The 12,840-nt window shown below is 61.8% G+C and carries 15 protein-coding genes and 6 tRNA genes; 16 read left to right on the forward strand and 5 right to left on the reverse strand.

Features of this window, described 5'->3' with window-relative positions; translation table 11 throughout:
• Positions 1-24: 24 nt before the first annotated feature.
• From VEZ38_RS08515 to VEZ38_RS08545, 7 genes are all read left to right on the forward strand, one after another.
• Positions 25-99, forward strand: a tRNA-Gly gene (locus tag VEZ38_RS08515).
• A gap of 8 nt (positions 100-107) precedes the next feature.
• Positions 108-181 (forward strand) — tRNA-Cys (locus tag VEZ38_RS08520).
• Between the two features lie 11 nt (positions 182-192).
• Positions 193-281, forward strand: a tRNA-Leu gene (locus VEZ38_RS08525).
• Positions 282-299: 18 nt separating this feature from the next.
• Positions 300-376: transfer RNA gene (locus tag VEZ38_RS08530), tRNA-Arg, on the forward strand.
• A 22-nt stretch (positions 377-398) separates the two neighbouring features.
• Positions 399-477: transfer RNA gene (locus VEZ38_RS08535), tRNA-Leu, on the forward strand.
• A gap of 14 nt (positions 478-491) precedes the next feature.
• Positions 492-570, forward strand: a tRNA-Leu gene (locus VEZ38_RS08540).
• A gap of 108 nt (positions 571-678) precedes the next feature.
• Positions 679-1,887: an ROK family protein gene (locus tag VEZ38_RS08545; RefSeq protein ID WP_324892925.1), complete on the forward strand. Its 1,209-nt coding sequence runs from the start codon at positions 679-681 to the stop codon at positions 1,885-1,887.
• 26 nt (positions 1,888-1,913) lie between these two features.
• On the opposite strand, the gene VEZ38_RS08550 is transcribed toward VEZ38_RS08545, so the two are convergent.
• From VEZ38_RS08550 to VEZ38_RS08570, 5 genes are all read right to left on the reverse strand, one after another.
• Complete coding sequence (locus VEZ38_RS08550; protein WP_324892926.1) at positions 1,914-2,951, reverse strand: cytochrome d ubiquinol oxidase subunit II; 1,038 nt, start codon at positions 2,949-2,951, stop codon at positions 1,914-1,916.
• A gap of 4 nt (positions 2,952-2,955) precedes the next feature.
• Complete coding sequence (locus VEZ38_RS08555; RefSeq protein ID WP_324892927.1) at positions 2,956-4,326, reverse strand: cytochrome ubiquinol oxidase subunit I; 1,371 nt, start codon at positions 4,324-4,326, stop codon at positions 2,956-2,958.
• A gap of 133 nt (positions 4,327-4,459) precedes the next feature.
• The gene (locus tag VEZ38_RS08560) at positions 4,460-4,558 is read right to left on the reverse strand and encodes a YjcZ family sporulation protein (protein ID WP_324892928.1); all 99 of its coding nucleotides are present in this window, start codon (positions 4,556-4,558) and stop codon (positions 4,460-4,462) included.
• A gap of 43 nt (positions 4,559-4,601) precedes the next feature.
• Positions 4,602-4,691 carry a YjcZ family sporulation protein gene (locus tag VEZ38_RS08565; protein ID WP_324892929.1) on the reverse strand — a complete coding sequence of 30 codons (90 nt, stop codon included), beginning with the start codon at positions 4,689-4,691 and terminating at the stop codon, positions 4,602-4,604.
• Positions 4,692-4,918: 227 nt separating this feature from the next.
• Positions 4,919-6,139: an SH3 domain-containing C40 family peptidase gene (locus tag VEZ38_RS08570; protein WP_324892930.1), complete on the reverse strand. Its 1,221-nt coding sequence runs from the start codon at positions 6,137-6,139 to the stop codon at positions 4,919-4,921.
• Positions 6,140-6,566: 427 nt separating this feature from the next.
• Between VEZ38_RS08570 and VEZ38_RS08575 the strand changes: the two genes are divergently transcribed.
• The 9 genes from VEZ38_RS08575 to VEZ38_RS08615 form a co-directional block, all read left to right on the forward strand.
• Positions 6,567-6,860, forward strand: coding sequence for a LiaF transmembrane domain-containing protein (locus VEZ38_RS08575; RefSeq protein ID WP_324892931.1), 294 nt, complete (start codon positions 6,567-6,569; stop codon positions 6,858-6,860).
• Between the two features lie 24 nt (positions 6,861-6,884).
• On the forward strand, positions 6,885-7,559 hold the full coding sequence (locus tag VEZ38_RS08580) for a PspA/IM30 family protein (protein WP_324892932.1): 675 nt from the start codon (positions 6,885-6,887) through the stop codon (positions 7,557-7,559).
• Positions 7,556-8,032: a PspC domain-containing protein gene (locus VEZ38_RS08585; protein ID WP_324892933.1), complete on the forward strand. Its 477-nt coding sequence runs from the start codon at positions 7,556-7,558 to the stop codon at positions 8,030-8,032. Before VEZ38_RS08580 ends, VEZ38_RS08585 begins: the two co-directional genes overlap by 4 nt.
• A 2-nt stretch (positions 8,033-8,034) precedes the next feature.
• A complete protein-coding gene (locus VEZ38_RS08590; RefSeq protein ID WP_324892934.1) occupies positions 8,035-8,709 on the forward strand; it encodes a PspA/IM30 family protein in 675 nt (224 codons plus the stop codon).
• A 138-nt stretch (positions 8,710-8,847) separates the two neighbouring features.
• The gene (liaF, locus tag VEZ38_RS08595) at positions 8,848-9,537 is read left to right on the forward strand and encodes a cell wall-active antibiotics response protein LiaF (protein WP_324892935.1); all 690 of its coding nucleotides are present in this window, start codon (positions 8,848-8,850) and stop codon (positions 9,535-9,537) included.
• Positions 9,538-9,556: 19 nt separating this feature from the next.
• The gene (locus VEZ38_RS08600) at positions 9,557-10,612 is read left to right on the forward strand and encodes a sensor histidine kinase (RefSeq protein WP_324892936.1); all 1,056 of its coding nucleotides are present in this window, start codon (positions 9,557-9,559) and stop codon (positions 10,610-10,612) included.
• Entirely contained in the window at positions 10,602-11,246 is a 645-nt protein-coding gene (locus VEZ38_RS08605) for a response regulator transcription factor (protein ID WP_324892937.1), read from the forward strand. Before VEZ38_RS08600 ends, VEZ38_RS08605 begins: the two co-directional genes overlap by 11 nt.
• A gap of 96 nt (positions 11,247-11,342) precedes the next feature.
• Positions 11,343-11,792 carry a GNAT family N-acetyltransferase gene (locus VEZ38_RS08610; protein ID WP_324892938.1) on the forward strand — a complete coding sequence of 150 codons (450 nt, stop codon included), beginning with the start codon at positions 11,343-11,345 and terminating at the stop codon, positions 11,790-11,792.
• 122 nt (positions 11,793-11,914) lie between these two features.
• A partial coding sequence (locus VEZ38_RS08615; RefSeq protein ID WP_324892939.1) for a glucose-6-phosphate dehydrogenase occupies positions 11,915-12,840 on the forward strand: 926 nt, incomplete at its 3' end.

Raw genomic sequence — 12,840 nt, forward strand, 5'->3', positions numbered from 1 at the left:
CGATCCCTGGATCCCCAGTTTTACGCGGACGTGGCTCAGTGGTAGAGCATCGCCTTGCCAAGGCGAGGGTCGTGGGTTCGAATCCCATCGTCCGCTCCATCTGTTTCGGCGCCATAGCCAAGTGGTAAGGCAGAGCTCTGCAAAAGCTCTACCCCCAGTTCGAGTCTGGGTGGCGCCTCCAACATTCCACCTGCCGGGGTGGCGGAATCGGCAGACGCACAGGACTTAAAATCCTGCGGTAGGTGACTACCGTACGAGTTCAAGTCTCGTCCTCGGCACCAAACAAGTTTCGTTATTATGTGCCCTTAGCTCAGCCGGATAGAGCGTTTGACTACGAATCAAAAGGTCAGGAGTTCGAATCTCTTAGGGCACGCCATCTTTTCCTTTTCTGTTTATGTGCCGATGTGGCGGAATGGCAGACGCGCTCGACTCAAAATCGAGTTCTTCGGAGTGGAGGTTCGAGTCCTCTCATCGGTATCATAAACCCATATGCCGGCGTGGCGGAATGGCAGACGCGCTCGACTCAAAATCGAGTTCTTCGGAGTGGAGGTTCGAGTCCTCTCGCCGGTATCATTCTTCTTGCTGACTACATACACGAACCACTACGACTCTGAGGGTGACGCCTTCGGAGTTTTTTTTGTATATTTGGCACGGACGAAGACAACAGGAGGCGGGGCCATGATTGCCATTAAGGATCGGATCGGCAACGCGAAGGCGAAGACGATATACGCGCTCGTGCGCAAGCACGGTACGGTTTCCAAGCAGCTGCTGCAGGAGCAGAGCGAGATGAAAGGAAGCACGCTGACGCGTCTCCTGGAGGACATGACCGCCGAAGGTTGGATCGAGGAGGTCGGCTTCGGCGAATCGACAGGCGGGCGCCGGCCGATTTTGTATCGCCTCCGCGCGAGTCGCGGGTATGTGTTCGGCCTGGATATTTCCCGCATTCATTCCAGGCTGGCGCTTTGCGACTTGAGCTTTCGCAAGATCGATTCGCGGGTATGGAAGATGACGCCGGGCTCGACGCCCGAGGTGCTGATCCAGCATATGACCGACGCCATGGAGACGATGCTGGATATCCACCGCATCCCCCGCGATGCGCTGCTCGGCGTCGGCGTCGGCGGCGTCGGTCCGCTCGACCGGCAGAAGGGCATGATTACGAATCCGCTGTACTTCCCGTCCCCCGGCTGGACCGACGTGCCCGTCTGCCGTATGATTTCCGAGCGGATGGGCGTACCTTGTTCGCTTGATAACGGGGCCAACGCCGCGCTGCTCGGCGAATATTGGACGGACGACCCGGAGGAGCGCGGAGAGCACGTGCTGTATATCCACGGGGGGATCGGTCTGCGGTCCGCGATGCTGTCCAACGGCAAGCTCGTGTACGGCGCCGTCGATATGGAAGGCGCCGTCGGTCAGATGATTATCCAAAGCGACGGTATCCCGCACCGGGAGCCAGACGGCAATTACGGCTGTTTAGAGTCCTATGCGAGCATCTACGCGCTGGAGCAGGTCGCCGCGTCTCGGTTGAAGCAAGGCCGGGACAGCGGATTACGGGCGATCGTCGAGCGGCCCGAGCAGGTCAAGTTCGAGCATCTCGTGGAGGCGATCCACGGGGGCGATCCGTTGACCGTCGATATTTTCCAGCAATCCGCCACTTACTTCGGCATCGGCCTTGCGAATATGCTGAATTTGCTTCACCCGGAGAAGGTGATCCTCGGCGGGCCGATGTTTAATACGCAGGACGTCTATTTCGAGACGGCCACGAAGGTAGCGATTCGCAACACCTATTATTATCCGGCGTATCAAGTCACGTTCAGCCGCGGCAAGCTCGGCGAGGAAGCGCTGGCGATCGGGGCCGCCGTGATGGCCGCCGAGCAATTGACGGACTAGTCGACGATCGCTGTGCCGGAGCCTCCTTATGATTCGCCGCCGCCTTGCCGAAGGTACGACTTATCCTTCAGGAACAGGCGCCAAAACCAGACGAAGACGGGAACGAGCACGCCGATGCCGAGGGCATAGCCGACCAACAGGGCGTTAAACATTTGCGGCGACGTGAAGCCGTCGTGTATGGTGAGCACCGGGTATACCAGATATGGCATATGCGCGCGTCCGTATCCGATGCTGGCGAATGCGTATTGCGCCACGATGGCGAGTACGGCGACCCGGGCGAAGCCGACGCGGCCGCGAGGGTCCGTCCACCATAGGGCGGAATACCCGATCGCGAAGGAAGCGACGGACAGGACGAACCAGCCCCATTCCGCAGCGATATTTCGGGCGATCCACTGCGCCTCGGGCACGAACGTGAAGCTGGTGAGCATCGCCATGGCGAGCGTCGTCGGGCCGAGCGCGATCGCCGCATTCCGGTACGTTCGGTACGAGCGCTCGTCGTCGCCCTCCCGGGAATAATCGGCCAAGAACAAGGCCGAAAGAAACAGCTCGGTCGCCAGGCCGAATCCGAGGTGGGCATACAGCGTCGGACTGGCGAGGAGTTTGCCGAAAAGCAGCCTAGAGACGCCGTCCGTCTGTTCGAGGAAGCCGCCGAGCGTGAGCGGGAGCGCCGAAACGAGCAGCCCGGGGATCAACAGTCCGGTGACGCCGGAGACGACCGGCAGCAGCCCGCTGTATTGATGCGTCGAATAGGCGTAAACGAGGAAGGCGCTTCGAAGCACGAGCAGCGCGAGCGCGAGTCCCGCCGGAAGCACGAGCAAGCTGCCGATCGTCGTCGTCGCGAACGGGAAGAAGCCGACGAAGGCGACGACGAAGAGCACGAGAAACACATTGGTGACCTTCCAAGAAGGCGAGAGAAACCGGTTGGCGATGTCGGCCGCCTTCGTGTCCCGGCGAACGCCGAAGACGAGGGACCAGAAGCCTGCTCCGAAATCGATCGAGCCCGCAATGGAATAGACGAACAGGAACACCCACAAGATGAAAATCCCCAACTCCGCGTCGGACATGCCGTCACCTCGCCCCGTTCTCTAGTAATGCGTTCCCGGCGCCCGGCGAAGCCGCGGCGTCTAGCTCTTTCTGCACCGGATGCCGCCGGAAAAACAGATGCATGACGACGATCGTCGCCCCGAGCAGCAAGACGTAGATCGTCAGGAACAAGACGAGCAGGAAGCCCATGCTGCTCGCGTGCAGGGCGGCTTCCTCCGTTCGCATCACGCCATAGATGACCCATGGCTGACGCCCCGAACAGCTGAACACCCAACCCGTCTCGACGCCGAGCATCGAAAGCGGAAAGGCGGCGACCAGCGCGAGGAGCTGCCACTTCGGCAGCGGCCGCTTGAACACGTACTTCCAGCACAGGACGCCGATCGACAGCGCGATGAGGAGCGTTCCGATAAAGACCATGAGATTAAATAAGGTGTGGATGTAAAGCGGCGGCCAGTTTTCGCGGGGGAAGTCGTGCAGCCCGCGGACGACCGTGTCGAACGAGTTGCCGGCCAAGAAGCTGAGCGCCCACGGGATCTCAAGGCCGTGCACGACCCGTTCCGTGACCGGATCCACATAGCCGCCGATCGCGAGCGGCGCCCGAGCGGTCGTCTCGAACAGTCCCTCCGCCGCGGCAAGCTTCTCCGGCAAATATTCGTGGAGGTACTGCGCCGTACCGTGCCCGTTGAACGCCGTGAGGAGGGACATAACCCCGCCGAACAGCAAGCCGAGCGTCAGCGCCTTGCGATGATAGGCGTATTCGCGCTCGGACTTGCCGCGGCGAAGCAGCTTGTACGCGGCAACGGATACGATGGCGAAGGCGCCGGTCATATAAGCCGAAGCGAGCACGTGCTGCGCGGTAATAAAGATTGCAGGGTTGAAGATGGCCGCCCACATATCCACGTCGACGACGTTGCCGGCTTCGTCGATGCGAAACCCGCGGGGCGTGTTCATCCAGGCGTGCGCATCCGTGATGAGCACCGCCGACGCGCTCGCCCCGAAGGCGACCAGCGTGACGCTCACGATACGCAGCAAGGGGGTCAGCCGATCCGCGGCGTATACATAGATGGCCATAAATAACGACTCGAGGAAGAAAGCGAAAATTTCGACCTGGAAGGGGAGGGCGATGACCTGCTGCACGATTTCCATGTATCCCGGCCAAAGCAACGAAATCATGACGCCGACCGTCGTGCCGGAAGGGATGGCGATGCCGAGCACGATCGCGAAGCCCTTCGTCCAGCGGCGGGCGAGCAAAGCGTAATCGCTGTCCTTCTTCCATTGGTAAAGCACTTCCGCGAACACGATCATCGCCGGAATGCCGACGCCGAGCGTCGCGAAAATAATGTGGAACGCCATAGACGAGCCGAACAGCGCCCGCGCCGTCGTCACCGTATCCAATGAAACCTCTTCCTCTCTTGGAAATCTCCTTCCCTCATGTTGCTTCCGAACGGGGCGGATTATTCCGGGAGGCGAACGCGAAAAACCGCCGGAGCCCGAAGGCCCCGGCGGTTACGCGCGGGTCATGCCCAAATTACACGCCGAAGAGGCCGGCGCGGGAGATGATGACGAGAAGGATGAAGAGCACGAGGATCGCGCCCGTGGACGTCCAACCGTAGCCTACTGCTGCCATTTGCGTTCACCCCCTCGAAAACGAATTTCGGCGATCAGCCGAATTACACAACCCAGACGCGAGCGATGATCACGAGGAGGATGAAGAGCACGAGGATCACGCCCGTCGAAGTGAAGCCAGTAACTGCCGTCATGGAAAACCCCTCCTTCTGATGCCGGGACGCCGGCGAGGCCGGCAACCCGAGAAGTTACTTTACCATATGCCCCCGCGCGAGGCGCCGTATGGACGTCTATCCCGCCTCCGAGTCGTCCGCTTCGCCCATTTCCGGATGCGCGAACGGCGAGGGAGCTTCCCGAACGCAAAGAGAGACCTGTCAGCCGCCGATGGCGAGTGACAGGTCTTCTTACGGCTGCTTTTCGTTTACATCGCGCTTCCCCCGAAGAGGAACCGATATTCCCAGTGGTCGTCGCCCATCGTATCGATGCGAACGCCGCCGGAGTCCTTCGAATATGTATGCATAATTTGTCCGTTCCCGAGATAGATCGCGTCGTGCGTGATCGTCTCCTCGGACTTGTCCACGTCATCGTAGTCGGAGGGGCTGGAACCTTCGTAGCTCATGAAGAACAGAATGTCCCCCGGTTTGAGCGCGCGCCAGTCCGTCGTGACGCGCCCGATGTTTTTCACGTATTCCCCTTGCGATCGGGAATCGCTGGGCAGCTGAATGCCGGCTCCCTCGCGGAAGGCGGTCCGCACGAAGTCGGAGCAGTCGAACGTCGACGTCGACGATCGGTCGGAGCCGAACTCGTACGGCGTCCCGAGGTACCGCTTGCCGGCGTCGATGACGCGCTGCACGGCGGCCGGGACATCGGCCGGCGCGATGACCGGCGGCGTATAGTTCGCGTCGATGTATCGCTCGCTTGCGCTGACATACCCGACGTTGCCGTACTTGTCCTTGACGTTGTACCAGTATTCGCTCGGCTTGCCTAGAATGCTCACGGTTTCGCCTTTAGCGACGTACCGGATGCGCGTCGTCGTCGCCGACGGGCCGGAGCGGAGCGAGACGCTGCTGACGATGACGCCGGTGTCCTCGGGCTCCGAGGGGGTACCGACCGGGGCCGACGGCGCCTGGTAGGAAGCGGATATGTACTTCGCGCTCGTGCTGACGTACCCGACGTTGCCCTTCGCGTCTTTCACTTGATACCAGTAGCTGTTCGGCTTGTCCAGTATGGCGACCTTCTCGCCTTTCGCGACGTAGCGGATCCGATCGGCCGTCGTCGACGGCGCTTCGCGAAGGGAGACGGAGGCGACGATGACGCCGGTGCCGGCTCCGCTCGAAGCGGGGGCGTCCGGGGATCCGGAGACGGAGATGTATTTCGAGCCGGCGCTCGTATAGCCGACCGTGCCTGACTTGTCCTTTACTTTAAACCAGTAGGCGTTCACCTTTTCTATGATCGTAACGGTTTCGCCGGCCTTCAGATAACGGATGCGGTCGTCGCCGGTGCTGGGTCCGGTCCGGAACGAAACGGAGCTTTCGATCTCCCCGGTCCAGGCGGCGGACGCCGCGGACGGAAAAACGACGGGGGCGGAGCCGACCAAGAGAGCGCCGGCGAGCGTCGCGGCGAGCATTTGCTTTCGGGTCATCATATGAAGTTGCCTCCAGAGTATGTATTGGGCGTACAAGCATTTCTTATGGATAAGGCGATCATAGCACACGCACGCGGCGCGGTTTTAGCTGTAAATGTTCCCAGTCCGGCGCCTGCCGCCGCGCTGAGGACGGGCGACGAGCTCGGCGTGGGCCGGAAGGAAGAAGCTCTCTATAGAGGCGTAGGCCGGAAGGCGGGGGAATGTAGGGCGGCGGAATCGGGGTTTCCGGCGATTCGCCGTCTTTTTCGCGTCCGCGAACCCGCACCGGGTCGATGGAATCATTTTCCGAAGTCGGTCTTCTCCCCCGCCTCGGGTCCAGTCCGAAATCCCATCAGCGGTCCGTTATCGCCGCGTCGACGATAACCTAGAATAAAGACATGAAACAAAAACCAAACGCAACGGATGAACGGAGATGACACGAGAGATGAAATGGAATCGGAATACGGGCCTCGCGGCCGCGTTGATCGCCGTCGGCGTCTTGATCCTGCTGAGCCGAGTCGGCGTCGACGTCTTCGGTTGGCTGGTGCCGCTGGCGATGCTGGGCCTCGGCTATTACGGCATCCGGAACGGACGGCAGACGATCGGCTGGATCGTTCTGATCGTCGGGCTGCTGGCGCTGGCGGGCAAGTTGTGGGCGCTGGCGGCGTTCCTCGCCCCGGTTTTGCTGATTTGGTTCGGCTGGACGCTGCTGAAGCGGCGCAAAGCGTACGAAGGGTAAGACGACGAAGGAGGAAGCCAAGAGATGAGTATCGCAAGACGAGTTCGAGATTTGACGGTCGCCACGCTCAACGATCGGTTGGAGCAAGGCGGAGACCCGCTGCGCGTTATCGATTCGTTCCTTCGGGAGATGGCCGATGCGATTCGGGAGACGGAGCAGCTGCATCGGCAGTGCGCCTCGCACGCGGCGAGCGTCCGAGCCCAGTACGTCCAAGCCGAAGCCATGGCGCGCAAGCGGGAGGGGCAAGCGATGCTCGCGGTGAAGGCCGGCGAGGACGGCGTCGCCCGGGCGGCGCTTGCGGAGAAGGCGCTCGAGGAGGAGAAGCGGGACGGGTACCTCGAGCTGTACGAGCAAAGCCGGCGTTCCGTGGAAGAGCTCGAGCTGCGGCTCGAGGAGCTAAAGCGGGAATATCAGGAAGTGTATCATAAGCGTCAATACTACTTGGCGCGGATCGAGACGTTACGGCTGCAGCAGAAAATGCACGATCGAACGCGCAGCTACGCGACGCAAGGCGGGAATTGGTTTCAGCGGCTCGAGAGCAGCATCGTCGATATGGAAATCGAGGCGCGCTCCTTGATGGACGTGCGAGGCGGGCTCGTCGACCGGGCGGCGCAGCGGCTTTCGTTCGAGTCGGATCGAATCGACGAGGCGCTGGCGCAGCTGAAACGGAAGCTGGAAGGGGGCGGCGGGGCATCATGAAGCGGGTCTATCGTTCGGTACGAGACAGAAAGCTGTTCGGCGTGTGCGGCGGGCTCGCCGAAGCGACGGGCATCGACGCTACGATTCTTCGGATCGTACTCGTCGTCGCGGCGGTGTTTTCCGGCGGCGCTCCGATCCCGATTTACATCATCGCGGCGATGGTCATGCCGAAGGATCCGACTTACGGACCTTCCTTCGGCGCCGACGGATCCCCCTACGGGAGCCGCGGCTCGATGCATTGGAACGAGCCGCCGCCGCAGCCGTGGGGCGCGCCGCCGCCTCCTCCGCGTCCGCAGCAGCCGGCCGGATACGGGCAGACGGCGCAGGGGTATTACCCGCCGAGCGGCGGCGCGAAGGCGCCGAGCATCGACGATTTAATGGAGGACATCGAGAAGAAAGCGATGTCGAAGGAAATCGAAGCATTAAAAGCGAAGCTGGCTCAATACGAAAAAGGTCAAAAAGGAGACGATTAACGATGGGAGTATTTCAACGGCTGAAGGAAATGACGGTCGCTTCGATTCATGACGCGCTGGACAAAGTAGAGGACCCGGTAGTAATGTTAAATCAATATCTGCGCGATATGGAAGAGGATATCGCGAAAGCGGAAGTGACCGTCGCCAAGCAAATCGCCAGCGAACGGAAGCTGAAGCAGCGGCTCGAGGAAGCGAAACGCGCCGGCGACGCGCTCATGGCGAAGGCGGAAGAGGAGCTGCGGGCCGGCCGGGAAGAGACGGCGCGCGCGGCGTTGGAGGAACATCTGAAGTATGCGGCGAAGCTCGAGGAGACCGAGGCGTTGTATGCCCAGACGAAGGCGCATGCCGAGGAGCTGACGGCGCAGCTTCATCAGATGAAAGAAGAGTTCTACAAGATGCGGAGCAAGCGCAACGAGCTCGTCCAACGGGCGCAGCTGGCGCGCATCAAGAAGCAAACCGCCGTCGTCTCCTCGGCGAACGTCATCGAGAACGGCGGCGCGGCACGGGGCTTCCATCGCATGGAAGAAAAGATTTTGCAGATGGAAGCGGAAGCGGAGGTGTCGCGTTACCCGTACGCCGCCGCCGCGGCAGGCGCGGGGAGCGCCGCGAAGGACGAGCGCGTCGACGCGCAGCTGGAAGCGCTGAAGCGGAAGCTGTCCGCGGGGACGGGCGAGTAAACCCAAGCTTCGCAAGGGAACGTACGCGCGCAAGACGCACATGCGATCGACGGCCATAGGGGCTTCCGGATGCGGAGGAAGCCCGCTATGGCTTCTTCGCCGAAGCGGGGTCGCGGGCACCGAGGGGAGGAAGGCAGCTTGGATCAAGGCAAACGAAATACGGCCTTCCTGTTCATCGGAGCGGGGGTCTATTTGGCCGTCGGGCATCTCGTTAATTTTTTCACCGCCGGCGCGCTGGCGACCGCGCTGCTCGGGTACGCGATCGTTCGCGCGGCGGAGGGCACGGAGCGCAAAGATTTGTCCGGCTACGTGCTGCTTGCCGGCTCGGCGATCGTCCTGCTCGCCAATCATGCGGGGTTTCTCGTCGTCGGCCTCGTCGCCGGGGCGGTTTGGTTTCTCCGATCCAAGCGCCGGCCGGGCGCGGTTCCGGGAGGTACCGATCCGTTCGATCCTTCTTTCGTCAAACAGCACATCGTCGCAAGCGTCCGTTGGGGGCGAGGAGGCGAGCCGTGGACGGCGAGATCGTCGCAGCTGTCGGTCGCCATCGCCGAAATCCAAATCGACCTGACGAACGCGATTTTCGAGGAGCCGACCGTGGAACTGCATCTTCAGGGCATGATCGGCGACGTCGACATCGTCGTGCCGGAGGACGTCGGCTTGGCGGTGCACGCGCAGGTCGCCGTCGGCGAAATTCGCGTCGCGGGCGAGCGGGGGGCCGGACTCCTCAATCGGCTCGTCTGGCGGTCGCCGAATTACGAGACGGCGGAGCACCTCGTACAGTTGAACGTCTCCTATGCGGTGGCCGACGTCGACGTGAAAGTGCTGTGAACGGAAGGAGCCGAACCTCATGCCGAAATTGACGAGCTTGATGTGGAGAACGATGGCCGAGGGGATGCTGCTCGGCCTCGCGTTATTTCTCGTGGTGACGCTCTCGGCGCAAAGCTTCGCCCTGCTGCGGCCGACCGATTGGCAGAGCGGCTTGCGCTTTACGGGCGTAACGATCTTGCTTGTGGCGGGCGTCGGCGCCGCGTACGGGTACTGGCAAAGCACCCGCCTGAAGAGCCGGCTCCAGGCGCTCGAGGAAGCGATGCTGCTGCTCGAGAAAGGGCACCTGTCTCGTCCGACGCCGCATCTCGGCGAAGACGAGATCGGGCGGCTCGCCGAACGGCTCGACGCGATCAGCGGCAAGTGGGAGGAGCAGGTGACGACGCTGCAGCGGTTATCGACGCACAACGCGGAGCTGGCCGAGAAAGCGCGCCTGTCCGCCGTCGTCGAGGAGCGGCAGCGGCTCGCGCGCGATCTTCACGACGCCGTGTCGCAGCAGTTATTCGCCATCTCGATGACGGCGACCGCGCTCGGGCGAACGCTCGAGAAGGATGCGGAGCGGGCGAAGCGGCAGGTGGCGCTCATCGAGGAGATGTCGTCGGTGGCGCAGTCCGAGATGCGGGCGCTGCTGCTCCATCTGCGGCCCGTGCATCTCGAGGGCAAGCCGTTCGCGGTGGCGCTGCGCGAGCTGCTGCAAGAGCTGTCCACGAAGATGCCCGTGGCCATCCAATGGGAGATGGACGAGGACATCCGGCTCGCGAAGGGCGTCGAGGATCAGCTGTTCCGCATCGCGCAGGAGGCGATCTCCAATACGCTGCGGCACTCCCGGGCGGAGCGGCTCGAGATGAAGCTGCTTCGGCGGGGGGACGGCGTTCGTCTGACGATACGGGATAACGGCATCGGCTTCGAATTGGACAAGCGGAAGCAGTCGTCCTACGGACTGCTGACGATGAGCGAACGCGTGAACGAGATCGGCGGCTTCATGAATATCGTGACTGCGCCGGGCAAGGGCACGAAGATCGAAATCCGGGTGCCGGTGCCGGGCGAAGGGGAAGAGGGAGCGAACGATGACGAATAACATCAAGGTGCTGCTGGTAGACGATCACGAGATGGTGCGTATCGGCCTCGCCGCCGTGCTCGGCACCGAGGACGGCATCGAGGTCGTCGGCGAGGCGTCCAGCGGCAAAGAGGGCTTGCGTCTCGCCGAGCAGTATCGGCCGGACGTCGTGCTCATGGATCTCGTCATGGAGGAGATGGACGGGATCGAAACGACGCGCCGCATGACGGAGAAGTTTCCGGATTGCAAGGTGATCGTGCTGACGAGCTATCTCGACGACGAGAAGCTGTATCCCGTCATCGAAGCGGGCGCGTTCAGTTATTTGCTGAAGACGTCGCGGGCGACGGAGATCGCCTCGGCGATCCGCTCGGCGGCGAACGGACAGCCGGTGCTCGAGTCGCAGGTCGCATCCAAGATGATGAATCGGTTCCGCCAGCCGAAGGCCGAGGCGCTGCCGCATCATGACTTGACCGAGCGGGAGATGGAGGTGCTGCGGCTGATCGCGAAGGGCCGGTCGAATCAGGAGCTGGCGGACGAGCTGTACATCGGCATCAAAACCGTCAAATTCCATGTGACGAACATCCTCGGCAAGTTGGGCGTAGAAGACCGGACGCAAGCGGCCATCTACGCGCATAAGAACGGCCTCGCCGACTAATCCGGCCGCCCGGGCGGGGACAGGGGTCCAATCGGGCGCGCGCTTGCGAGAATACCGTAGGTAACATAACGGCATTCTCGAAAGGGCGGTTCGCATATGATTCGCGGAAGAAGGCCGGGGTCGGACGACAAGATCATCTTGAAGCTGATCCGGCAGCAATTGATCCCGTTAAATCCGCCGCATCTCCGGCCGCGCTGGTCGACCCGGGAGATGACGCTGCGGCTCGATCGCGGGGCGACGTTCGTCTGGGCGCCGGACGGGGCGGCCGACGCGGAAATCGGCGGCTTCGTCACGTGCGTCGCGCGGGGCGACGAGCTGTTCGTCGATATGCTCGCGCTCGACGGGAAGCACCAAGGCGCGGGCGTCGGCGGGGCGCTCCTTCGTAGAGCCGAGAAGTACGGCGCCGCCTTCGGGTGTAAGACGATGCGGCTGTACGTCAACGACGACAACGAGCGAGGCATTCGTTTTTATCGCAAGCACGGGATGGCGCCGGTATGGTACGAGGCGCGGCTTCGCAGTTACGTCATGGAGAAGCGGATCGGATGACCACCGGCCGCTTTATTTTTTATGGACGGGACTCGTAGCATTTTCTTTCCGCGTTTGATAAACTGGAACCATTGCCGTGCGTTCCGTGGCGGCGAAAATTACTGAAGAAAGAAGGATGCCGCTTGAACTACCCACCGGATGGAGCCGTGATCGTCCTATTCGGCGCGACCGGCGATTTGGCCCGGCGCAAGCTGTTTCCGGCGTTCTATAGTTTATATAGGGAAGGGAAACTGAGCGAGAAGTTCGCGGTCGTCGGCGTCGCGCGCAGGCCGCGCACCGATGAACAGTTCCGGAGCGACGTATTCGAGTCGATCCGCGAATTCGCCCGTCACCAGCCCGGAGAAGAAGGCGACTGGGAGCGGTTCGCCGAGCATTTCCGTTATATTTCCCTAGACATCCAAGACGTGGACGGCTTTCGCCGGCTGCGTTCGCTTGCGGGCGAATTGGACGAGACGTTCGGAATTCAAGGCAACCGGCTGTTCTACCTTGCCCTCGCGCCGGAGCTGTTCGGCGACGTCTCGCAGCATTTGAAAGAAGGGGGCTTGCTCGAGTCCGACGGTTGGCATCGCCTCGTAATCGAGAAGCCGTTCGGCTACGACCTGCCGTCGGCGGAAAAGCTGAACGAAGAAATTCGGCGCGTCTTCCCGGAGGAAGACATCTACCGAATCGATCACTATCTCGGCAAGGAGATGGTGCAAAACATCGAGGTCATCCGATTCACCAATGCGTTCTTCGAGCCGCTGTGGAACAACAGATACATATCGAATATTCAAATTACGCTCAGCGAGACGGTCGGCGTCGAAGAGCGCGGCGGGTATTACGATACGGCGGGCGCGCTGCGGGACATGGGGCAAAACCATATGCTGCAGATGGTCACGATGATGGCGATGGAGCCGCCGAGCGTGCTGCACCCGGAGGCGGTGCGTGACGAGAAGGTCAAGGTGCTGAAGAGCATGCGCCTCTATAAAGACGCGGAGGACGTAAAGCGGAACGTCGTGCGCGGGCAATACGTCGCCGGCGAATCGAAGGGCAAGGCGCTGAAGGGGTA

The sequence above is a fragment of the Paenibacillus sp. genome (assembly GCF_035645235.1).
Classification (GTDB): Bacteria; Bacillota; Bacilli; order Paenibacillales; family YIM-B00363; genus Paenibacillus_AE.

Excerpts from the sequence above, each read along its gene's own strand:
- VEZ38_RS08610 (WP_324892938.1), top strand. The coding sequence starts at position 11,343 with ATGATTCGCGGAAGAAGGCCGGGGTCGGACGACAAGATCATCTTGAAG.
- VEZ38_RS08600 (WP_324892936.1), top strand. The coding sequence starts at position 9,557 with ATGCCGAAATTGACGAGCTTGATGTGGAGAACGATGGCCGAGGGGATG.
- VEZ38_RS08545 (WP_324892925.1), top strand. The coding sequence starts at position 679 with ATGATTGCCATTAAGGATCGGATCGGCAACGCGAAGGCGAAGACGATA.
- VEZ38_RS08605 (WP_324892937.1), top strand. The coding sequence starts at position 10,602 with ATGACGAATAACATCAAGGTGCTGCTGGTAGACGATCACGAGATGGTG.
- VEZ38_RS08585 (WP_324892933.1), top strand. The coding sequence starts at position 7,556 with ATGAAGCGGGTCTATCGTTCGGTACGAGACAGAAAGCTGTTCGGCGTG.
- VEZ38_RS08565 (WP_324892929.1), bottom strand. The coding sequence starts at position 4,691 with ATGACGGCAGTTACTGGCTTCACTTCGACGGGCGTGATCCTCGTGCTC.
- VEZ38_RS08560 (WP_324892928.1), bottom strand. The coding sequence starts at position 4,558 with ATGGCAGCAGTAGGCTACGGTTGGACGTCCACGGGCGCGATCCTCGTG.
- VEZ38_RS08590 (WP_324892934.1), top strand. The coding sequence starts at position 8,035 with ATGGGAGTATTTCAACGGCTGAAGGAAATGACGGTCGCTTCGATTCAT.
- VEZ38_RS08550 (WP_324892926.1), bottom strand. The coding sequence starts at position 2,951 with ATGTCCGACGCGGAGTTGGGGATTTTCATCTTGTGGGTGTTCCTGTTC.
- VEZ38_RS08580 (WP_324892932.1), top strand. The coding sequence starts at position 6,885 with ATGAGTATCGCAAGACGAGTTCGAGATTTGACGGTCGCCACGCTCAAC.
- VEZ38_RS08570 (WP_324892930.1), bottom strand. The coding sequence starts at position 6,139 with ATGACCCGAAAGCAAATGCTCGCCGCGACGCTCGCCGGCGCTCTCTTG.
- VEZ38_RS08575 (WP_324892931.1), top strand. The coding sequence starts at position 6,567 with ATGAAATGGAATCGGAATACGGGCCTCGCGGCCGCGTTGATCGCCGTC.